The sequence below is a fragment of the Thalassospira tepidiphila MCCC 1A03514 genome (assembly GCF_001662875.1).
Lineage (GTDB): Bacteria > Pseudomonadota > Alphaproteobacteria > Rhodospirillales > Thalassospiraceae > Thalassospira > Thalassospira tepidiphila.
This window is the reverse complement of the sequence record NZ_JPVZ01000002.1, coordinates 59,721-82,077: the sequence shown is the minus strand read 5'-3', so window position 1 is coordinate 82,077 and position 22,357 is coordinate 59,721. Positions and strand designations below refer to the sequence as shown.

The 22,357-nt window shown below is 54.7% G+C and carries 17 protein-coding genes and 3 tRNA genes; 9 read left to right on the top strand and 11 right to left on the bottom strand.

What is annotated here, in order from left to right; all coding sequences use genetic code 11:
• Window positions 1-18: 18 nt before the first annotated feature.
• The 5 genes from TH4_RS04355 to glnK form a co-directional block, all read right to left on the bottom strand.
• Window positions 19-2,463, bottom strand: coding sequence for a DNA translocase FtsK (locus TH4_RS04355; protein ID WP_063086600.1), 2,445 nt, complete (start codon window positions 2,461-2,463; stop codon window positions 19-21).
• Window positions 2,464-2,516: 53 nt separating this feature from the next.
• A complete protein-coding gene (locus TH4_RS04350; protein WP_008888555.1) occupies window positions 2,517-3,707 on the bottom strand; it encodes an aminotransferase class I/II-fold pyridoxal phosphate-dependent enzyme in 1,191 nt (396 codons plus the stop codon).
• 200 nt (window positions 3,708-3,907) lie between these two features.
• A complete protein-coding gene (locus TH4_RS04345; protein WP_063086602.1) occupies window positions 3,908-5,146 on the bottom strand; it encodes an ammonium transporter in 1,239 nt (412 codons plus the stop codon).
• Between the two features lie 331 nt (window positions 5,147-5,477).
• The gene (gene amt / locus TH4_RS04340; protein WP_064780082.1) at window positions 5,478-6,806 is read right to left on the bottom strand and encodes an ammonium transporter; all 1,329 of its coding nucleotides are present in this window, start codon (window positions 6,804-6,806) and stop codon (window positions 5,478-5,480) included.
• 23 nt (window positions 6,807-6,829) lie between these two features.
• A complete protein-coding gene (gene glnK / locus TH4_RS04335; protein ID WP_008888552.1) occupies window positions 6,830-7,168 on the bottom strand; it encodes a P-II family nitrogen regulator in 339 nt (112 codons plus the stop codon).
• A gap of 574 nt (window positions 7,169-7,742) precedes the next feature.
• On the opposite strand from glnK, the gene ubiH reads away from it, so the two are divergent.
• Both ubiH and TH4_RS04325 read left to right on the top strand, forming a co-directional pair.
• Window positions 7,743-8,966: a 2-octaprenyl-6-methoxyphenyl hydroxylase gene (gene ubiH / locus TH4_RS04330; protein ID WP_064780081.1), complete on the top strand. Its 1,224-nt coding sequence runs from the start codon at window positions 7,743-7,745 to the stop codon at window positions 8,964-8,966.
• A gap of 198 nt (window positions 8,967-9,164) precedes the next feature.
• Window positions 9,165-9,821 carry an OmpW/AlkL family protein gene (locus TH4_RS04325; RefSeq protein ID WP_063086606.1) on the top strand — a complete coding sequence of 219 codons (657 nt, stop codon included), beginning with the start codon at window positions 9,165-9,167 and terminating at the stop codon, window positions 9,819-9,821.
• 105 nt (window positions 9,822-9,926) lie between these two features.
• Here TH4_RS04325 and TH4_RS04320 read toward each other — a convergent pair whose 3' ends face one another.
• From TH4_RS04320 to TH4_RS04300, 5 genes are all read right to left on the bottom strand, one after another.
• Window positions 9,927-10,313, bottom strand: coding sequence for a gamma-butyrobetaine hydroxylase family protein (locus tag TH4_RS04320; RefSeq protein WP_064780080.1), 387 nt, complete (start codon window positions 10,311-10,313; stop codon window positions 9,927-9,929).
• Between the two features lie 20 nt (window positions 10,314-10,333).
• Window positions 10,334-10,522: a Trm112 family protein gene (locus TH4_RS04315; RefSeq protein WP_008888548.1), complete on the bottom strand. Its 189-nt coding sequence runs from the start codon at window positions 10,520-10,522 to the stop codon at window positions 10,334-10,336.
• A gap of 47 nt (window positions 10,523-10,569) precedes the next feature.
• Entirely contained in the window at window positions 10,570-11,262 is a 693-nt protein-coding gene (locus TH4_RS04310) for an LON peptidase substrate-binding domain-containing protein (RefSeq protein WP_063086610.1), read from the bottom strand.
• Window positions 11,259-12,185, bottom strand: a complete 927-nt coding sequence (trxA, locus tag TH4_RS04305; protein WP_083996971.1) for a thioredoxin — start codon at window positions 12,183-12,185, stop codon at window positions 11,259-11,261. The genes TH4_RS04310 and trxA overlap by 4 nt, the downstream gene beginning before the upstream one ends.
• A 134-nt stretch (window positions 12,186-12,319) precedes the next feature.
• Window positions 12,320-12,838 carry a prolyl-tRNA synthetase associated domain-containing protein gene (locus tag TH4_RS04300; protein ID WP_064780079.1) on the bottom strand — a complete coding sequence of 173 codons (519 nt, stop codon included), beginning with the start codon at window positions 12,836-12,838 and terminating at the stop codon, window positions 12,320-12,322.
• A 218-nt stretch (window positions 12,839-13,056) separates the two neighbouring features.
• Here TH4_RS04300 and TH4_RS04295 point away from each other — a divergent pair.
• From TH4_RS04295 to TH4_RS04280, 4 genes are all read left to right on the top strand, one after another.
• Window positions 13,057-13,131: transfer RNA gene (locus TH4_RS04295), tRNA-Gly, on the top strand.
• Window positions 13,132-13,168: 37 nt separating this feature from the next.
• Window positions 13,169-13,243, top strand: a tRNA-Gly gene (locus TH4_RS04290).
• A gap of 37 nt (window positions 13,244-13,280) precedes the next feature.
• Window positions 13,281-13,355 (top strand) — tRNA-Gly (locus tag TH4_RS04285).
• Between the two features lie 110 nt (window positions 13,356-13,465).
• Complete coding sequence (locus TH4_RS04280; RefSeq protein ID WP_064780078.1) at window positions 13,466-14,107, top strand: DUF488 domain-containing protein; 642 nt, start codon at window positions 13,466-13,468, stop codon at window positions 14,105-14,107.
• A gap of 8 nt (window positions 14,108-14,115) precedes the next feature.
• Here the strand turns inward: TH4_RS04280 and fabI are convergent, their stop codons facing one another.
• On the bottom strand, window positions 14,116-14,874 hold the full coding sequence (fabI, locus tag TH4_RS04275) for an enoyl-ACP reductase FabI (protein WP_064780077.1): 759 nt from the start codon (window positions 14,872-14,874) through the stop codon (window positions 14,116-14,118).
• A gap of 369 nt (window positions 14,875-15,243) precedes the next feature.
• Between fabI and TH4_RS04270 the strand changes: the two genes are divergently transcribed.
• The 3 genes from TH4_RS04270 (at window position 15,244) to TH4_RS04260 (ending at window position 22,325) form a co-directional block, all read left to right on the top strand.
• Window positions 15,244-20,079, top strand: a complete 4,836-nt coding sequence (locus TH4_RS04270) for an NAD-glutamate dehydrogenase (RefSeq protein ID WP_064780076.1) — start codon at window positions 15,244-15,246, stop codon at window positions 20,077-20,079.
• 296 nt (window positions 20,080-20,375) lie between these two features.
• The gene (locus TH4_RS04265) at window positions 20,376-21,014 is read left to right on the top strand and encodes a TetR/AcrR family transcriptional regulator (RefSeq protein WP_064780075.1); all 639 of its coding nucleotides are present in this window, start codon (window positions 20,376-20,378) and stop codon (window positions 21,012-21,014) included.
• 135 nt (window positions 21,015-21,149) lie between these two features.
• Window positions 21,150-22,325 carry an efflux RND transporter periplasmic adaptor subunit gene (locus TH4_RS04260; RefSeq protein WP_245227734.1) on the top strand — a complete coding sequence of 392 codons (1,176 nt, stop codon included), beginning with the start codon at window positions 21,150-21,152 and terminating at the stop codon, window positions 22,323-22,325.
• Window positions 22,326-22,357 lie beyond the last annotated feature (32 nt).

The window sequence follows — 22,357 nt, the reverse complement described above, 5'->3', positions numbered from 1 at the left end:
GTTTTACAGCGCACTGCCCTAGTACTCGTAGGGCGTGCCGTCCATATTTTCCATCAGCACTTCACGCTTGCCGACATGGTTGGCGGCGGAAACGACGCCGTTTTCTTCCATCTGCTCAATGATGCGGGCTGCGCGGTTATAGCCGATTGAAAGTTTGCGCTGGATGAAGCTGGTAGATGCCTTCTTTTCACGCAGGACAATGCCAACCGCCTGATTATAAAGATCATCATCTGATCCGCCGCCACCAGCCCCTGCATTGCCACCGGCCATATAGGCCGCGACCGGGTCTTCTTCGGGTTCTTCGGTAACGGTTTCAAGATAGGCCGGGTCGCCCTGATCGCGCAGGTGTTTGACGATACTTTCGACTTCTTCGTCGGAAACAAACGGGCCATGGACACGCTGCAAACGGCCGCCCTGACCCATGTAAAGCATATCCCCCTGACCCAGAAGTTGCTCGGCACCCATTTCACCCAGAATGGTGCGCGAGTCGATTTTTGATGTCACGGAATAGGAAATACGCGTCGGGAAGTTGGCCTTGATCGTACCCGTGATCACGTCCACCGACGGACGCTGGGTCGCCATGATCAGGTGCAGACCAGCCGCACGGGCCATCTGTGCCAATCGCTGGATGGATGCCTCAACATCCTTGCCGGCAACCAGCATCAAATCGGCCATTTCGTCGACGATGATGACGATAAACGGCAGCGGCTCCATCGGGAGTTCCTGATCTTCAAAGATCGGTTTGCCGGTTTCCGGATCAAAGCCGGTCTGTACACGTCGGGTCAGCTGTTCGCCCTTGGCGGCGGCTTCCTTGATGCGTTTGTTATAGCCCGCAATGTTACGCACGCCGACCTGGCTCATGGCGCGATAACGGTCTTCCATCTCGCGCACGGCCCATTTCAGGGCAACAACTGCCTTGTGCGGGTCGGTCACAACCGGCGTCAAAAGGTGCGGAATGCCGTCATAGATCGACAGTTCCAGCATCTTGGGGTCGATCATGATGAAGCGGCATTCTTCGGGCTTCAGGCGATAGAGCAATGACAGGATCATTGCGTTCACACCCACCGATTTACCCGAACCGGTGGTACCGGCAATCAGCAAGTGCGGCATTTTCGACAGATCGGCAATCACCGGCGTGCCGCCGATATCCTTGCCAAGGCTCATATTGAGTTTGCCGGTGTTCTTTTCAAAGTCACTCGATGCCAGGATTTCATGCAGATGCACGGTTTCGCGGCGCGAGTTTGGCAGTTCGATCCCGATGACGTTGCGTCCGGGTACCACGGCAACACGGGCGGCAATCGCACTCATGGAACGCGCGATATCATCGGCCAAACCAATCACGCGCGATGATTTCACACCTGCCGCGGGCTCGAGCTCATAAAGGGTGACAACCGGGCCCGGGCGGACCTGAACAATCTCGCCCTTTACGCCAAAGTCCTGAAGCACGGTTTCAAGCAAACGGGCATTCTGCGCCAAGGCTTCCTGATCGATCTGGTTGGCATCTGCCGGATCAGGTTCACCAAGCAAATCAAGCGGCGGGAAACGATACTCATCCGAGCCCAGATCAAACGATGCCTGACGCTGCGCTGCAGCCTTCTGGCTGGGTTGCAGCTTGGCCGCCGGGGCCGCGACAATATGAACCGGCGGTTCGTGATCGTCATCGTCGTCAAACCCGTCATAATCGTCCGGGTCGACATCCGGTTCGGATTTCCGGGTTGAAATGGCCGTGCCAAGCTTGGACTTGCCTTTGTCCATCGACGGTTCCTGACGCGAACCCGGGGCACGCTTGGCAAGCGGCTCATCGTTGCTGCCGGTCGGAATAATGGCACGAATGCCCGCAATCACCTTGCCACCGGCAAAGGACAGGGCCGTACCCAACCGTCCCCATTCAGACAGCGAATAGGCCATGCAAAAGATCGTCAGTGCCAGACCAAGCATCATGGATGCCAATGCGATCAGCGCCCGTGCGCCGGGAACCCCAATCATCGCAAAACCGGCCTGAAGCTTGCCCAGCAGCAAGTCACCGGCGAAGCCACCCAGACCAACCGTCAGCGGCCAATGCATACCCGGCTGAATGGCGGCTGCCGAAACCGCGACAAGAAGCAGTGCCAGCGGTAAAACAAGGAAACGTGCCCACATCCAGCGGAACGGTTTGACTGCAATCAGGCGCAGGCCCCATGCGACAAGCAAAACGGTAATCAGTGCGGATGCCAGACCAAGGGTACGCAGCATCAAATCCGCGCCATAAGCCCCGACGATCCCCAACGGATTAAAAACCGTCGTGCGGTCGGTTGCGTGGTTAAACGATGGGTCACCCGGATGAAAACCAATCAGCATGATGAACAGGGCTATGGCCAGCAATACCAGCCCAAGGCCGCAAAACCGCAAGCCACTGCGCTTGAGCAGTGTCACGAGACTGCCGGGCATGAAAGCGGTTCCAAGAGTGTTTGACTGGCTGCTCATCTGGGTATCCGTTCTGGTTAAGTCCTGCTGTTCTGGTCGGGCGAAGTATCGGTTTAGCTTTCCAATGCCTTCGCGATGCGGGTCAGTCCTTCCCGCGTGGTTTCAAGATCATGCACAAGGGCAATGCGGATGAACCGTTTGCCCGGATTGTTGCCATTTGCATCGGTCAATGACAGGTAACTGCCTGGAATGACCTTGACCCCGGATTCTTTCCAGATTTTCCGGGTGGCGGCTTCATCATCGCCGACATCAAGCCACAGGAAAAATCCGCCGGGCGGGCGATAAAATCCAAACCGGTTGCCAAAGACTTCCTCGGCGATGTCGATTTTGGCGCGATAGATATCCCGGTTGGCCTCCGCATGGGCATCATCGTTCCAAAGAGCGGTGGATGCGGCCATGACTGGCATCGGAATGGTGGCCGAGCAATAGCTGCGCAGTGCGGTAAAGCGTTTGACGATCTTTGCATCACCGGCAACGAAGCCTGAACGCAGGCCCGGCGCGCTGGACCGTTTCGAAAGACTGTGGAAGACAAGGATGTTGTCCATGTTTCCACCCTGTGCCGCACAGATTTCAAGCGCGCCGGTCGGTGCGGTGCTGTCATAGATATCGGCATAGCATTCATCCATCGCCAGCACGAAGTCATGCTTGCGCGCCAGTGAAATGATCTGTTCGAGGTACGCACGCGATGCAATCGCCCCTTGCGGATTGGCCGGCGAGCAAAGGAAGAACAGCGCGCAGGCATCAAGATCCTTGGCATCAATCTGATCAAGGTCGGGCAGGAACCCGTTTTCCGGCCCCGCCGCCAGCGGCACCATTTCGGCATCATTCAGCACCGCCGCCCCGCAATAGACCTGATAGAACGGGTTGGGCAGCAAGACCTTTGGTTTGGGACCCGGTTGATCCTGTGGAATGACGGTGGTGGCAATCAGATAAAGTGCCTCGCGCGTGCCTGCGACCGGCAGGACGTGATCATCACGGTCGATCATGCCTTTGGGCAGGTTATAGCGGCGATCAAGCCAGTTTTTGATGGCGTCGCGCAGCTCCGGCGTGCCGGCACCTGGCGGGTATTTGTGCCAAAGGCTGGCATGTTTGACCATTGCCTCGGTGATCATGGCGGGCGGTTCATGCTGTGGCTCGCCGATCGACATTACAAGCGGCGGCTGACCGGGTTCGATCCCGTCAAGCAGGGTTGCCAATCGCGGAAACGGATAGGCAGGCAATTGATCCAGGCGCGCGTTAAACATGGTCGTCGTCAATCCAGCATGATCTGTGGTCCGCCGTTCGCGGTCCCGTTATTCGGAAGATGGGTAAAATCCCCTGACTTTACCCCTATGCCAAAAGTGCAAAGAAACATTTAAGAGCACGGGTAAGCCAACGCAAAAAGCCCGGAAAGACGCGCTTTCCGGGCTTTAAAGAGTATTAACTCTGTGGCGGGTCGCGCAGCCTAGCTCGCGCGGAGATCATCCTCGGGATATGCGCCGATGTTGTGGATCGAGATATCCGCACCATCAAACTCGGCTTCTTCGGACAGACGGATGCCAATGGTGGCTTTTAGGGCGCCATAGACAACAAAGCCGACCACGGTCGCAAAAACGACACCAATCAGCGATCCTGCCAGCTGTGCGCTGAACGAAACACCGCCCATGCCGCCAAGGGCCTCAAGGCCAAAGATGCCACAGGCAATTCCGCCCAGAAGGCCGCACATGCCGTGCAGCGGCCAAACGCCGAGAACATCGTCAATTTTCCATTTTGCCTGACACTGATTGAAGCCCCAGACAAACAGCGCACCGGCAAGACCGCCGGTCACAAGTGCACCCAACGGATGCATGACATCTGACCCGGCGCAAACGGCAACAAGTCCGGCAAGTGCGCCGTTATGGACAAACCCGGGATCATTTCGACCGGCAATCAATGCCGTCAGAATGCCGCCGACCATCGCCATCAGCGAGTTAACCGCAACCAGTCCGGTGATGCCGCTTATTGATTGTGCGGACATGACGTTAAAGCCAAACCAGCCAACACAAAGAACCCAGGACCCCAAAGCCAGGAAGGGAATGTTTGACGGCGGAATACCGACGAGGCCGCCGGTTTTGGTGTATCGCCCGCGACGAACGCCGAGATTGATCACAGCGCCAAGGGCGATCCATCCGCCAACGGCATGAACGACGATGGAACCGGCAAAATCATGGAACGGTGCGCCAAAAGTGGCTTCGATCATGTCCTGGAAACCAAAGTTGTTGTTCCAGGCCATGCCTTCAAACAGGGGATAGCAAACCCCCACCAGAATGGCGGTGGCGAATAACTGCGGATAGAAACGCGCGCGTTCTGCAATACCGCCAGAAATAATGGCCGGGATCGCTGCTGCAAACGTCAAAAGGAAGAAGAATTTGACCAGATCATAACCGCTATCAGCAAAGGACGGGCTGTTTTCGGGGCTGATCTGACCGCTCAGAACACCAGCATTGGCAAAGAAATCAACGCCATATGCGATGCTGTAGCCGACAAAGAAATAGGCAATGGTCGAAACAGCGAAATCAACAATGATCTTAACCAGTGCGTTAACCTGGTTCTTTTTGCGAACCGTGCCGACTTCAAGAAAGGCAAAACCGGCATGCATTGCGAGCACCATAATAGCGCCCATCAGGACGAAAAATACGTCCGAGGCAGTCTGGAAGGCCCCCATAAGGCGTCCCCTTTTCAAATAGCGTTTCCTCTCGGTCCGGTCTTGTCGGGGCAGCCGGACTCTGGTTCGGGGCAGCCAAGATCAATTTTCGTGCCAATGCCACAAAACCGGGCAGCAAAGCGTAAAATGCCAAGGCTGTTGCTCGGTATTTGACTGTCGGGGTGAGGCATTCGGTTTTAGGAGCAAAAAACGCCTTTGCCTTCCAAGTGATCAAAACGCTGCCCAAAAAGGCAGCATGGAACAAAAAAAGCCCGCCCGGGTTTCCCCGGACGGGCTTTTGATCTGATCGATCAAGTGCCGTGCGAACACGGCACCTGTCAGAAAGTCTTGCTTAGAAGCGCTGGGAACCCTTACCGAATTCCGGATAGGCTTCCAGACCAAGCTCGGTCGCGTCCGAACCGTTGGCTTCTTCTTCCTCGGAGAGGCGAATACCAACAGTGAACTTCAGAGCCAGCCATACGATTGACGAAGCAACGATGGTGAAGGCACCCATTGCAACGATACCGGTGATCTGCGTGCCGAAGGAAGCACCGTCATTGGTGAACGGAACAGCAAGCGTGCCCCAGATACCGCAAACAAGGTGAACCGAAACAGCACCGACAACGTCGTCGATTTTCAGTTTGTCGAGCAGCGGAACTGCAACAACAACCAGGATACCACCGATTGCACCGATGATGATCGCCGAGCCAATGGTCGGGGTGTCCGGAGCAGCCGTGATCGAAACCAGACCAGCCAGTGCACCGTTAAGTGCCATGGTAAGGTCGACCTTTTTGTAAAGGATCTGGGTCAGGATCATTGCTGCAACCACACCGCCGGCAGCTGCCATGGTGGTGTTGCCATAGATGTTGGCAATGGCGATGACGTCAGCACCGGTACCCATAGCAAGCTGGGAACCACCGTTGAAGCCGAACCAGCCGAGCCACAGGACGAAGGTACCAAGCGTTGCAAGCGGAAGGTTCGAACCCGGCATCGGGTGAACCGAACCGTCTTCGCCGTATTTGCCTTTACGTGCACCAAGGATGATAGCACCGGTCAGAGCAGCCCAGCCGCCGACCGAGTGAACAATGGTGGAGCCGGCAAAGTCAGAGAAGCCCATTTCCGACAGCCAGCCGCCGCCCCAGGTCCATGCACCGGTGATCGGATACAGAACGCCAGTCAGAACAACGACGAAGATCAGGAACGGCCACAGTTTGATACGCTCGGCAACAGTACCCGATACGATCGAAGCTGCGGTGGCAACGAAGACCATCTGGAAGAACCAGTCGGACGTTGCGGAATAACCGCCAGAGAAGTCGCCACCAAGGGCAGCGGAGTCATCTGCGCTCCACAGGCTCAGCGAGCCGATCCAGCCAGATACATCCATGTACATCAGGTTGTAACCGATGAGGTAGTACATGATGCCTGCGATTGCGAAGAGCGAAATGTTCTTCAGCAGGATGGTGGTAACGTTTTTGGTACGAACCAGGCCGCTCTCAAGCATAGCAAAGCCGGCCGCCATGAACATGACGATTGCGCCACTGAACAGGAAGCTAAAGCTGTTGAGAATGAACTGGGTTTCAGCCGGAACGCCTGCGTCCTGAGCAAAAGCCGGAGAAGCGATTGCCAGAAGGGCGGTAGCTGCAGCCGCAGCAAGGCCGGTTTTCTTCATGGAAATAGTCATAATGTCTCCCCTTGTCTCTGGACTTACAGGGCGTCGTCGCCGGTTTCACCAGTACGGATACGAACCGCCTGATTCACATCAAGAACGAAAATCTTACCGTCCCCGATTTTCCCGGTTTGAGCAGTTTTGGTGATGGCTTCGACAACCTGATCAACCAGATTATCCGTGATGGCGACTTCCAGCTTCACCTTCGGCAGGAAGCTGACCATGTATTCAGCACCACGATAAATTTCGGTCTGACCTTTCTGGCGACCAAAACCTTTAACTTCGGTGACCGTCAAACCCTGGACGCCCAGTGCGCTAAGCGCTTCACGGACTTCGTCCAGTTTGAACGGCTTAATGACAGCAGTAACAAGTTTCATAATAATGCGACCTCCCGGCATATCCGTTGAGTACCAACGTGGTAATCACGATTTCGCAGTCGCAGTCTCCAAACCAAGAATCGTGCCAGACTCAGAATAAAAATCGTAAATTACTGTTTTTGTTGAAAAAAATGATGAATCGATCCGACGAAATTATGACTTCGTTCTGTCATGACCGGATTAAAATCTGCACAAAATCTGTGGCTGTTCAAAAAATATGCATATTTTTTAATCAACCTGTCGCGTAATTGAAAAGCGCTTACAGCTCAAGGCTCTGTGGCAAATCGCATTCTTGTTCCGCGGGACTTGTCGCAACCAAGGGGTGATATGTCTTGGCGGGTGGCGATGGCGCATTCACGGCTGTCAAAGATGGTTTTGCCCCGATGTTGCGCTGGCAAAGGTGTGATAACTGCGCGTCGATGATCGGTGCGGGTTGTGGCTGCGTATCTGGCAGGGTAAAGATGTGCAAACAACGCTTTCACGACGCCCTATTGCGTCAGGTCAACGCAGGATGCCGAGCTGCACTGTAAACCGGCATCACTGGCAAAGGCCAAACGACACAGGAAATTGCGATATGCATGATCAGCAGCCACTTCAAACCGATGTCATTATTCTTGGGGGCGGCTTGAACGGTGCCTCTATGGCCTTGGCGCTGGCCCATGGCGGCATCAAGTCGGTGGTGATTGATTATGCAGACCCCAAAACCATCCTGACGGCCAATTACGATGGACGTACCTGCGCGATTGCCGCTGCCTCCAAATCGGTTTTGGAAGTGATCGGTGCCTGGGAAAACATGGCCGATGGCGCGGAGCCGATCCTTGATATCCGCATTGCCGATGGTCAAAGCCCGCTTTTCCTCCATTACGACCATCATGATGTCGGTGACGAACCGCTTGGTTATATCGTCGAAAACCTTGTCACGCGCAGTGCGCTTTATCGTGCGATTGAAAAAAACGATCTGGTCAAAATGATTGCACCGGCCAAGGTCGAAACAATTGCACGTGATCAGGGTGCTATGACCATTACGCTGGCCGGTGGGCAAGTCGTGCGCGCACCACTTGCCATCGGGGCAGAAGGGCGCAAATCCATGTTGCGCGAATGGGCGGGCATCAAGACCTATAACTGGAGCTATAAGCAAAGCGCGGTGGTTTGCACTGTCAAGCACCAGCAGCCCCACAAAGGGCTGGCGGTCGAGCATTTCCTGCCGGCAGGCCCGTTTGCAATCCTGCCGATGACCGATAACCGTTGCTCGATTGTCTGGACCGAGGCCACGGATCAGGCCAATTATCTGGTCAATCTTGATGATCAGACCTTCCTCGATGAATTGCATCGCAGGTTTGACGGCTACCTCGGTGATCTTGAAGTTATCGGGCCACGCTTCTGCTATCCGCTTGGGCTGCAGCACGCCTATCACTACACCCAGGATCGCTTGGCGTTGATTGGTGATGCGGCGCACGGCATGCATCCGATTGCCGGTCAGGGGCTGAATATGGGGATCCGCGATGTTGCGGTTCTGGCAGAAATTCTGGTCAATGCCCGTCGTCTTGGTCGTGATATCGGCAGTGCCGATGTGCTGGCAGAATATGAACAATGGCGCCGTTTCGACAACACGGTGATGCTGGCGGTAACCGATATCACCACGCGCCTGTTCTCCAATGACATCGCGCCCATCCGTTGGGCGCGTGATATCGGACTGGCGATTGTCGAGAAAATCCCGCCCCTAAAAAAGACCTTCATGTCGCATGCGATGGGCTATGCCGGTACCTTGCCAAAACTGATGCAGGGCAAGCCGCTGTAACCGGATCGCCTTTTGCTGCAACCGGGAACTGTAGCCAGATCTTCCGGTCGAAAAATCACGATAGATGATCAAAGGTCATTTAAAACCATTCAAAAACATGTCGTTTTTTGTGGGTGAGTGTTGATTTGTGTCAACAAGTCAGCAAACAGAAAGGCGCAATGTCCCCGTCGAGTTGATCAAACTAACAGGGGACAGATAATGTCATTCAAATCCAAACTCCTTGGTGCCGCATTGTTGGGTGGCATGATGGCCGCTTCGTTTGTTGCTGCCAATCCGGCTTCCGCACAGACCGCCGAATTCAAAACCAAACAGGCTGGCGACATCGTTGTTCGTGCCCGTGCCATTGCTATGGTGCCGGACGAAGATACCTATGATGACACGATTGGTTCTGGCGAAGGCCAACTTAGCAACGACGTTGTTCCGGAAGTCGATTTTTCCTACTTCCTGACTGACAACATCGCGCTCGAACTGATCGCAGCAACCACGCAGCATGATCTGGATTGGTCGAACCCGAGCCTTGATGCTGGTTCTGTGCGTCTTCTGCCGCCGACACTGACCCTGCAGTATCACTTTATGCCGGAAAGCCGCTGGAGCCCGTATGTTGGTGCAGGTATCAACTACACCTTCTTCTATGACTCCAAGCCGGGCCAGTTCAATTCTGTCAAATATGACGACGGCTTTGGCTACGCTTTCCAAGCTGGTTTTGACTATGCGATTTCTGGTCCGTGGTCTGTCAACCTCGACGTCAAGAAGATTTTCCTTGATACCGATGTCAGCATCAATAACGGTGCGAACACCTCCAAAGCCCATCTTGACCCGTGGGTCTTCGGTCTCGGTATTGGCTATCGCTTCTAAGAAAGCGTGCGTCCGAGGATAACCTGCCCGGACAGCAAGACACTAAAAGCGGTCCTGTCTTTGGCAGGGCCGTTTTTGTTTTGGGACTTTTAGAAAGAAGGGGGATTAGCGCTTGGCGGGGTCGCGTGACAGGCCGCGTGCTTTGAGTGCGGCGAGATAGTCGTTCCAGAGCTTGTCCTGATTGTCGTGCAGTTCGCGCAGATATTGCCAGCTAAACAGGCCGCTATCGTGCAAATCGTCGAAGGTAATGCGCACGGCATAGTTCCCGACCGGCACAATATCGATGATGCCGACATGCCGGCGGCCGGCGATGATCTTCTTTTCTGATGGATGATGGCCTTGAACTTCGGCGGACGGGCTTTCCACCCGAAGCAGCTCGGCGCCAACGCGTGTTTGAACACCGTCATCCCAGATGATTTCCAGAATGCGGTCATCACGCAAATAGTTGATTTCAACCGGGGTGAAAGCAGGCGTAAAACCGTCGCTGGGCATGGTGGCAGGCAACCTTTGCCTTAGTCTTCGATGGCACGGGCTTCGTCGGGCAGCATGATCGGAATGCCGTCGCGGATCGGATAGGCAAGACCAGCCTTCGGGCTGATCAGTTCGTTATTTTCACGATCATATTCCAACGCCTGTTTGGTCACCGGACAGACTAGGATTTCAAGAAGTTTCGGGTCTACCGGGCTATGGGTCGCGGTCATCAATTCAGCTTTCGGGTTGGATTTGCCGTGTGCGGCGGCAAGTATGTTCAGTTGGCATTACTGTGCGCGTGCTTGGGATCGGCATGGACCGCCATTTCAAGCAACGACGTTAGCATATCACCGCGATCATACAGCGTTGTGCATTCGAGCAAAGCCTGTTTTTCAAGCGGACTGAGGCGACAGCCCATGGAGATGGTGGTGATCAGCATTTCATCATCACTATCTGCCAGTGTGTCCCAGCATGATTGCAGCGAATGTTGCGCGAAATAGGCGTCAAGCGCCATGCGCAGGCGATCACGATTGATCGGCGTATCGTCATCCTTGGGTGTGGTCAGATCCTTCTTCCACGGCGCGAAATCGCCGCGTACCCGGCGATATCCGCCGGAATTTTCGGGCAATTCCTCGATCACCGTAAATCGGCAGACACCCGTGAGCGTGATCAGAAAACGTCCATCGTCGGTTTCGCTAAAGGCGGTAATGCGGCCCGCACATCCTGTCGAAAAGATCTCCGGGCGATCCGGGTCCATGAAATAGGCGTTACGCTGATCCGGCCGGGGTTGAATCATCCCGATCATCCGGTCCTGTCCAAGCGCATCCGTGATCATATTCATGTAGCGCGGCTCAAAGATATTGAGCGGCAAATGCCCGCGCGGCAGTAAAAGTGCACCGCTTAGCGGGAACACCGGCATGGTTTCCGGAAGGTCCGAAAGTTCAGGATCAAAGGGGCCGCATATGCTCATGAGAACAATACCGTCGATAATGCACGGCGTCCGGCGACGCTGGCAGGGTCCATCGGACCCCAGGCTTCAAAAAACTTCAGGAGCTGGGTGCGTCCTGCGTCCTCGTTCCATTCGCGGTTGGTGCGAATGATGGTGATCATGGCGTTGACCGCTTCTTCACGCTTGTTCTTGGCAAAACAGGCCATGCCGTAATCATAAAGCGCCTGCGGGTCGTTCGGGTTGGCTTCCGCCTTGGCGCGTGCGACTTCAAGGTCTTCACCCGAAACCCCGGTCTCGGCCAGTTCAAGCGCGCTGATCGCGGCTGCAATCGGTGCCTTCAGGCGATCAATATCGGACATGTTGTCAACGAAGTGGCGGGCTTCTTCAACTTCATCCATGCCCACCATGCAACGGATCATGCCGCCAATTGCGGTTTCGTTGTCCTGTTCGCGTTCAAGCACGCTGACATAAAGACCATGGGCTGCTTCAAAGTTTTCCTCGGCAAGTGCGGCACTCGCCTGTTCAAGCAGTCCCTCGATCGGGCTTTCAATCGGACCACCGGCGAGTTTTTCATAGAATGCGCGCACTTCGCTTTCGGGCTGCGCACCCTGAAAACCATCGACCGGGCGGCCGCCCTTGAATGCGTACACGGTCGGTACCGACTGAATGCGAAGCTGCATCGCCAGTTCCTGGTTTTCGTCAATATTGACCTTGACCAGTTTCACACGCCCGCCAGCCTCACGGGTGACTTTTTCGATCACCGGTGTCAGGCTTTTGCACGGACCGCACCATGGCGCCCAGAAATCGACAACCACCGGCACTTCCATCGACGGTTCGATAACGTCCTGGACGAAGGTTTCGACACTGCTGTCCTTGATCAGGTCAGAATTCTGATTTTGGGTGGTGGCGCCATCCGGCGCATTCGCATCAAGAATGATCGACATTATTGTTCACTCGCTAATTCTGAATTCTAGATGATACCGCCATGCCCGGACGACAAGAGGCAGCCATGTGATATTGCGTGTCACTTATACTTGAATATAAGAAGATTTAAGGGCTTACCTCAGATGTCCGTGGTTCATTTATCATCGGCCGCGGCGGGTTCGGCATCAAAATCAATGATCATCGCCTCATAACCAAGTGAGCCGATGAAGGTTAGTAGGTCTGCCGAGGAAATTGTCGTGGTGCGGTCATTTCGCAAGGGGTGAAAGTTCAACAGGTCCCCGTTGGCAAGCTTGGCATCAAGGGCCAAGTTGACCTTGCGGTCCCGATCATTGAGCAATGCAAAGGGGGTGACGGACCCCGGTTTTATGCCAAGCGTTTCGATCAGAAGCTCCGGCTTGCCAAACGACAGGCGCGCGCATCCCAGCCGCTTGTGCAGGTGGTTCATGCGGATTTCGGTCTCTTCCTCGGCAACCACCAGCCACAATGCGCCCTTCTTGTCTTTTACAAACAGGTTCTTGGAATGAAGCCCCGGCAGTTCACCACGCAGTGCCTGCGAATCCTCAACCGTAAACAACGGTTCGTGTTCATGTGTTTTCGTTTCGATACCCAATTTGGCCAGATGATCGAAAAGCGGGGTTGATGGATCACTCATGCTCTTTCCCTTGTGGCTGTGCGCCAAAAGATAACCAAGTTCAAAACCGGACGCAAATTTGCATAAATCGGGTCGGATTTCGGCAATTGGGACGCTTAAAGTCAAGGAAAACCGCCAAAATTCCTGATGTCGCGATTTCAAAGAAAAAAGGGTTGCAATCGCTCTTTGTTGGGCTATTATCCGCGCCGCTCCACAGGGGCAGAAACAATCTGATGAACGCGGGCGTAGCTCAGGGGTAGAGCATAACCTTGCCAAGGTTAGGGTCGAGAGTTCGAATCTCTTCGCCCGCTCCATCAGACCGGTTTCACATATCATCGCTTTCATGATGATGCGGGCGTAGCTCAGGGGTAGAGCATAACCTTGCCAAGGTTAGGGTCGAGAGTTCGAATCTCTTCGCCCGCTCCATCAGACCGGTTTCACATATCATCGCTTTCATGATGATGCGGGCGTAGCTCAGGGGTAGAGCATAACCTTGCCAAGGTTAGGGTCGAGAGTTCGAATCTCTTCGCCCGCTCCATGATGAAAGTTTTAAAAGGCCGTCCTTCGGGGCGGTCTTTTTGCATTTGGGCCAAGGCTGTCGACTGTTTCGCGCTTGCAAGCAAATGCGAATTGTCGTGTGCTTCTGTGATGTCTGATCCGAATAATGCAAAATCCACGTCATCAGGGCGCCTGATCTACACAGTCGGCTATGCTGGCCATGACCGTGAAAGCCTGCTTGCGCTTTTCAAGGCCCACCGCATCACGGCGGTGGCAGATATTCGGACCTTCAAACGATCAAGTTATTGGACAGCATTCGACTCTGACAGTTTCGGGCCGTTCCTTCGCGAAAACGGTATTGCCTATGTGTTCATGGGCGATGTGATGGGCGGAAAGCCGCAAGTTCCTGAACTTTATCCTGATGGACAACTTGATTACGGCCTGATGGCAGATCAGCCTGATTTCAAATCGGGGATCGAACGGCTGGTTTCGGGGGCGGAAAAATATCGCATCTGCCTGATGTGTGCCGAAAGGGACCCGCTGGACTGCCATCGCACGCTTCTGATTGCGCCTCCCCTGAAAGATGCCGGGTTAGATCTTTGCCATCTGGTCGATGGGCGGGTTGAAAGTCAGGCGGAAACCGATGCCCGCATGATCGCAATCAATGGTGGGGATGTCCCCGATCTTTTTGCCGCCGCCGCACCCGACCCGGATGCCGAAGCCAAACTGGCATTGGCGCGCCAGATCAAGCGCGTCGCCCCCAAGGCCGAGGATGCGATCAAGCGACGCTAGCTGGTGGTTCAGCCCATGATGTTGTAGCCACCATCAATATGCACCACATCACCGGTCAATGATTTTGCCCGGTCACTGGCCAAAAACGCGGCCAGTTCACCAATTTCATCAATTGTCACCAGGCGACGGGACGGCGCGCGGTCTGTGGCCTGGTCCATCAGGTGTTGAAATTCGGCAATCCCCGAAGCCGCGCGGGTTAAAAGCGGTCCGGGTGAAATTGCATGGCAGCGAATGCCTTTCGGGCCCAGTTCGGCCGCCATATAGCGAGTCGTGCTTTCAAGGGCTGCCTTTACCGGCCCCATGACCCCATAGTGATCAATCACGCGCTCCGATCCCATATAGGTCACGGTCAAAAGCGCACCGCCACCCTGCATCAATGGCTCTGCCCGTTTGGCAAGCCTCGCAAACGAATGGCACGATATATCCATCGCCGCCAGAAATCCGTCGCGTGAACAATCGGTTACCCGACCGTGCAGGTCATCTGCCGGTGCAAAGGCGATCGAATGCAGCACGAAATCAAGTTTTCCCCACTTTTGTTCGATTTCGGCGAACAGCGCGTCTGCCTGTGCCTCATTGCGGACATCAAGTGGTACGAAGATCGGGGCATTGATTTGGTTGGCCAATGGTTCGACAAAGCGTTTGGCCTTGTCGTTCAAATAGGTCACTGCGATGTCAGCACCTTCGCGCTTGAAAACGCGCGCACAGCCCCAGGCGATGGACATTTCATTGGCAATTCCGACTATTAGCCCTTTTTTGCCTTCAAGCATGCCGTGGTTCCTTTCGGATCATGTGCGAGTGCGAAGAAATTCTCAAATCGGGGCGTATTTCAAAGTGTAGCGGGTTTTGCGCCGCAAAAAAGTGCAAAATTCTGTGACAGTTCATGTCCACCGACGATCTGGCAACCAAAGGCTAGCTTATTGGTTAAATGAATTTTTTTTGTGCAGAAGCATAGTTTTTAGGCAGATGATCCGTTATGTGTAAGCGTGAAGGGACACAAGGGATTTCCAGGTGGGTCTATGGTGGAAATTCCTGCTTTCCTTCCCAAATAACGAGACAAATCAGTGGTGTGTGACACCGGTCGCAAAGATCGGTGTTTCGGTTCTGGTAAACAGAGCCGGGAAAAAGGGAAATTGGTCATGAAAGCCCGAAACGGCGACCCAAAGCGGGAAGTCATCGACAAGGTTGTCGAAAAGATCCATCAACGAATGTCTGGTGAAACGGCGAAGGGTGCAGAAGCATTCGTTCGCCTTTTTTATAAGGATGTTCCGCCTGACGACATGGCGGGTCGCTCGGTCGACTCGCTTTATGGCGCGGCACTTACACTTTACAAATTCGCGCAAAAGCGCCCCTCGGCTGACACAGCCAAAATCAGGGTCTATAACCCCGATCTCGAAGAACATGGCTGGACGTCTGATCACACGGTGATCGAAATCAACAATACCGATATGCCGTTCCTGGTGGACTCGGTGACAGCCGCCCTGCATGAACTTGATCTGACCGTTCATCTTGTCATCCACCCGATCATGCGCATTGCGCGTGATGACAAGGGTGAATTGCAAAGTGTTGCCAGCGTTGAAGAAACCAATGATCCGCGTGAATCGGTCATGCATGTCGAAATCGACGAGCAGACCGACAAGGACGTTCTGGCCAAGGTCCATGACGCACTTGAAAACAGTCTGACCGACGTCGCACTTGCTGTCCGCGACTGGCAGCCGATGCTGAAAAAGGTCACCGAAGTTCTTGATGAGATTGGCGATGTCAAGGCAGGCGCGCCAGACGAGGACCGCCGCGAAGTGCAGGACTTCCTTGGATGGCTGCACAATGACCACTTCACCTTCCTTGGTTACCGGGAATACAGCTTTAAAAATGCCGGCAAAAAGGGCCCGGTGGATGTCGAGGTCAAAAATCAGCTCGGCATTCTGTCGCGCGAAGGAACCCACGTCTTTGATGAGTTGCGCCAGATTGGCAACCTTTCAGCCGAGGTGCAGGATTTCGTCGCCAAGCCGAACCTTCTGATGGTGACCAAGGCCAACAAACAATCGACGGTTCACCGTCCAGTGCACCTTGATACGATTGTCGTCAAACAGTTCGATGCCAAGGGCAAAGTCGTTGGTCAGCACCTGTTTGTCGGCCTGTTTACTTCGGTCGCCTATAACCTGTCCCCACGTCTGATCCCGCTTCTGCGCATGAAGCTTGCAGAAACCGTCAAGCGTGCCGGTTTCCCGCCAGCAAGTCATGATGGCAAGGCGCTGGTCAATATTCTGGAAACCTATCCGCGTGATGAGCTGTTCCAGGTCGATCTGGACGATCTTTATCATACGTGCATGGGAATCCTGCATCTGCAGGAACGACAACGCATTGCGCTATTCGTGCGCCGCGATGCGTTTGAACGGTTTGTCTCCTGTCAGCTGTTCTGCCCGCGCGATCGCTTTACCACCAAGCTGCGCCTGAAGTTCCAGACCGTGATTGAAAACGCCTTTGATGGCAAAGTCACGGCGCACTACACCCTGATCGGCGACAGCCCGCTTGCGCGTTTGCACCTGTTGGTCAAAACCAACCCCGGCGAGCTGCCCGAATACAGTGTGGCCGATATCGAACGCCAACTGGTCGAGGTGGCACGTGACTGGTCCGATACCCTGCGTCAGGTCCTTGTGCGTGAACTGGGTGAGGAACGTGGTCTGGCGCTGCATCGTCGCTATGGCGAAAGCTTCTCGACGGAATATCGTGAACGCTTCACGGTCGAGAGCGCCGAGCTTGATATCGAACGCATCGAGGAGGTCATCAATGCCAATGACCTGCGGGTAAATCTTTATCGCCCGATCGAAGCCGCCGAGAATGAACTGCGCTTCAAGATCTACAATCCCGGTGCGCCAGTACCACTGTCCGATGTTTTGCCCATGCTGGAAAACATGGGGCTCAAGGTCATTACCGAAAATCCCTTCACGGTCAGTCCGCGTGATGTCGGGATTGATGTTCGCATTCATGATTTCGGGGTCGAGGTCGACGGCGAATTCAGCCTCCATGATGTGCGCAACAAGTTCCAGGAGCTGTTTGTCCGTATCTGGCATGGCGAAGTTGAAAACGATGCGTTTAACCGCCTTGTGCTGCTGGGCAATCTGAATTGGCGCGAAGTGGTGATCCTGCGGGCCTATGCGCGTTATACCCGCCAGACGGGATCGGCTTTCTCGCAGGCTTATATGGCCAAGACGCTCGCCAACAATCCGGCGCTGGCATCTGCCCTGGTGTCACTGTTTATTGCGCGCTTTGATCCGGATCGCGATCCGGCCAAGGGTGACGAGGTCGCAGCGATTGAGGCTGACATCATCAGCCGCCTCGAAGACGTGATGAACCCGGATGAAGACCGCATCTTGCGCGCCTTCCTCAATCTGGTGCAGTCGACACTTCGCACCAACTTCTTCCAGCACGATGCGGATGGAAATCCGAAATCCTATCTGTCGGTCAAATTCAACTCGGCCGTGATCGAAGATTTGCCACTGCCGCGTCCGTGGCGTGAAATCTTTGTCTATTCCCCGCGGGTTGAGGCCGTCCATTTGCGCGGTGGTCCGGTGGCCCGTGGCGGCATTCGCTGGTCGGACCGTCAGGAAGATTTCCGTACCGAGATCCTCGGTTTGGTCAAAGCGCAGATGGTCAAGAATGCGGTTATCGTCCCGGTCGGCTCCAAGGGCGGTTTTGTCGTTAAACGTCCGCCGGTCGATGGCACGCGTGAAGCGTTCCTCGAAGAAGGCATTGCCTGCTACAAAACACTGATGAGCGGGATGCTCGACATCACCGACAATATCGTTGCCGGTGAAATCGTGCCGCCAAAACGCGTTGTACGTCTCGATGATGATGATCCCTATCTGGTTGTTGCGGCTGATAAGGGCACGGCGACCTTCTCGGACATCGCTAATGGCGTCGCCCGTGATTACGGCTTCTGGCTTGACGATGCCTTCGCTTCGGGCGGCTCACAGGGCTATGACCATAAGAAAATGGGCATTACCGCCCGGGGTGCGTGGGAGTCGGTCAAACGTCACTTCCGCGAAATGGGCAAGAATATCCAGACCACGCCGTTTACCGTTGCCGGTGTCGGCGATATGTCGGGTGACGTGTTTGGCAATGGCATGCTGCTGTCAGAGCAGATCAAACTCGTTGCTGCCTTCAACCACATGCACATCTTTGTCGATCCGGATCCGGACCCGGCCAAAAGCTTTGCTGAACGCAAACGCCTGTTTGACATGCCGCGTTCAAGCTGGACCGATTATGACAAAAAGGTCCTGTCCAAGGGGGGCGACATCTTTGATCGCAAGGCCAAGACCCTTGATCCGTCACCCGAGGTTCGTAAAGTCCTCGGACTGGATAGTGGCAAGGTCACCCCGGCTGACATGATGAAGGCCATCCTGAAATCCGATGTCGAGCTTTTGTGGTTTGGCGGGATCGGGACCTATATCAAGTCCAGTCTTGAAACCAACGCTGATGCCGGTGACCGTGCCAACGATGCCATCCGCATCAATGGTCGCGAAGTCCACGCAAAGGTCATTGGCGAGGGGGCAAACCTTGGTGCGACTCAGCGGGGCCGTATCGAATACGCCCATGCCGGTGGCCGCCTTAACACCGATGCGATCGATAACGCGGCGGGTGTTAACTGCTCGGACCACGAGGTCAATATCAAGATCCTCGTGGGCGAAGTGGTTGCGGCCGGCGACATGACCGAAAAGCAACGCAACAAGCTGCTTGTCGACATGACCGACGAGGTCGGCGAACTGGTGCTGCGCGATAACTATCTGCAAAGCCAGGCCATCTCGAATGCTGATGCGGAAAAGGCCGATATCCTTGATGCACAGGTCCGTTTGATCCGCATGCTCGAACGTGAAGGGCGCCTGAACCGCGAGATTGAATACCTTCCCGATGACGAGGAACTCAGCCGTCGTGCCAACGCGCATGAAGGCCTGACCCGTCCGGAAGTCTCGGTTCTGATGCCTTATGCAAAGCTGTGGCTTTATGACGAAATCCTTGAATCCGACCTGCCGGACGATCCGGTTCTGGTCGAGGAACTGGTGCGCTACTTCCCGACACCGCTTCGCAAGAAATACGCAAACGCGATTTCAAGCCATCGTCTGAGACGCGAAATCATTGCGACCGTGGCGACCAACAGTCTGGTCAATCGGGTTGGCGGCACGTTCGTCCATGACATGATGGAAGCTACCGGCATGTCGGCAGTTGATGTGTCGCGCGGTTATCTGATCACGCGGTCTGTCTTTGGGCTGCGCGAAATGTGGGAAGGCATCGAAGCGCTTGATAACGTCGTGCTGGCGAAACTTCAGACCAGTATGTTCCGCGAAATCAACCGCATGGTGAACGATGTTACCCAGTGGTTCCTGCGCAATTGCGAGGAGCTTAATGTCGGCGCAAAGATCGAGATGTTCCGCCCGGCGGTTTCCAAGGTGATTGAAAGCTTTGATGAAATCGTCCCCGAGGATGCTGCTGCACGCAAGGCGCTGGAACAAAAGGCCAAATCGCTGGTTGCCCAAGGTGTCCCTGACGACCTCGCCTGGCGTGTGGCGTCTGCGACCCAGTTGGTGGCGATCTGTGACGTGGTTCGTATCGCCGAGGCAACCGGTCGCGATGTCATCGAAGTGTCGGCCACCTATTTCGCAGTCGGTGCGCGTTTCCAGTTGGGCCTGATGCGCTCTGCCGCCGAGTCGATCGAAGCCGATACCCATTGGCAGAAACTGGCACGTGCGGCAGTGATCGACGATCTGTTCGGACATCAGCGCGAACTGACCCGTTCGGTTTTGGCTGCAGGCAAAAAAGGCTCGTCCGGCTCCGACCTTGTCGATATCTGGGTGCAAGATCGTCAGCGTGGCTGTGCACGTTGTGATGATTTGATCAATGAACTGCGTTCGGCCGGTCAGATCGATCTTGCCATGATCACGGTGGTCAACCGCCAGATCAGGGCCCTTATCGGGGCCTGATGTCTGGCGGGTCGGAAGACCTTGTTTTTAAAAACTGGAAGGGCGCCTGTAACGGGCGCCCTTCTTTTATTTTCAATCAATGGCCTTTGCTCATGCGCGTCATTGAGAAAACATACCGCCTTATTGGCGAAAAAGACGATGCAGCGTGATTTGCGCTAGATCACGGAAATCAAGGGGAAATCCTGTCATTCTGCTGCCATTATTATATGATGGGATCAAAATATTGCCGGTGTATTCCTTGAAAAATACCAACCGGTATGTATATCTGAGACATATAAACAAAACAGGTTAATGTTATGAGGAACGCCACAGAAACCCGGATCAAGCTGCTTGAAACGGCGATGGAGCTATTGGCAACGCGCAGTTACCACGACGTTGGCGTCAGTGATGTATGCAAGCATGCCGGGGTAACAAAGGGTGCGTTCTATCATCACTTTGACAGCAAGGCAGAGTTGTTTGCAGCAGCCGCCCGCCATCATTGGGAAAAGGGCAAGGACGAGCTTCGCGCCATCTTTTCCCCGGATGTCCCGCCGCTTGAACAGCTTAACAGCTATATCGAGCTCATTTGCAACAAGCAGGAACGCTATGCCGTTCCCGGGGAAAACGAAGTCTGTGTTTGCCCGATCTTCACCGCCGGTGGGCAGGTCGGGCCGGAAGATGAGCCGATCCAGGCCTGTTCACGCGAACTTGCCGAAGAACAGATCAAATATCTGGCGTCCATGGTGCGCGGCCTGAAGGGCGAGGGCATGCTGGGTGAAGATGGTGATGCCACAACTTTGGCGCGATTGATTTTCCAGTATGTTCACGGTTTGCTGACCTATGGCCAGGTTTTCAATGATCTTGATACCGTTCGGTCTGACATTCGTAACGGCATCTGTCGAATCCTTAATTTGCAATGCAAATACAGGGATATAGACGCGGAAACAGCCGCCTGAATCCCCTGAAAACTTCGTTGTCCAGAGAAAATAGTTCACTTTTTTCTCTAAATTCACTTGCAAACATACCGATCGGTATCCATTTTTCTTCCAAACGTGCTGCCTGTGCGCGGCGTAACCTATTTGGAAGATGGAATGATGCAGTCTCGATCAAAACGCAAAATTTTGCTGCCAGCTGCCGCCTTGGCGCTGGTTGCTGCCGCCGGTGGATATGGTCTGCATATCACCGGATCCGCCGCTGATGAGGTCGCGGTTCAAACCGAACAAGCAGCCCCTCCGGCAACCCCGGTCACCGTATCGGGTGTCAAAACGCAATCTGTCCGCCTCTGGAGCAACTTTTCCGGCCGTCTGAGTGCGGTCGAGGAAGTCCAGCTGCGCCCGCAAGTCAGTGGTGCGATTGTCGAAATCCTTTTTGAAGACGGTGAATTGGTCAACGAGGGCGATATCCTTGCCGTGATTGACCCGCGCAGCTATCAGGCCGCGGTCGACGAAGCCCGCGCCGAACTGGCCGCCGCCCAGCAAAACCTGTCGCTGGCGAAAAAGGAAAAGGAACGGGCCGAGAAACTCGTTTCCAACGGCACGGTTTCCAAGCGCGTCTATGACGAACGTCTCAGCACCCATCAGGTTGCCCAAAGTGACGTCAGCCGCGCCAGGGCGAAACTTGAACTGGCCGAAATCCAGCTTGATCACGCCTATGTCAAAGCACCGATCAATGGCCGTGTCAGCCGGGTTGAGCTGACGGTTGGCAACCAGGTCAATGCCGGCCCCAATGCCCCGGTCCTGACAACGATTGTCTCAACCGGTAAAATCTATGCCGACTTCGACCTGGATGAGCAAACCTTCTTTGCAAGTCTTGGCGACAGCGGCAAAGTCGATGCTGCTGCCCAAACCATTCCGGTCAATATGACGCTGTCGAATGGTCGTCATGTGTCCGGTCACGTGCACAGCTTTGACAACCGTATTGATCCGCGGACCGGCACCATCCGGACCCGTGCGCTGTTTGATAACCTTGATGGCAGTCTTCTGCCCGGCACCTTTGCCAGCCTTGAGGTTGGTACATTGGCCAAAAGCAACGTCATCATGGTCTCGCCAGAAGCTGTCAGCACCGATCAGGACCGCAAGTTTGTCTATGTTGTCGAACCCGACAATACGGTTGCCTATCGTCAGGTAACGCTGGGGTCTGAGATCAATGGCATGCGCATTGTGACGTCGGGGCTGAACGAAGGTGATCTGGTGATCGTCAATGGCATCATGAAGGTTCGGCCGGGTATGCCTGTCGCGCCGGAAATTCTGCAGGCCTCCGCATCGTAATCGATGTGTGACTGCGCTTTAATGCAAGGCTG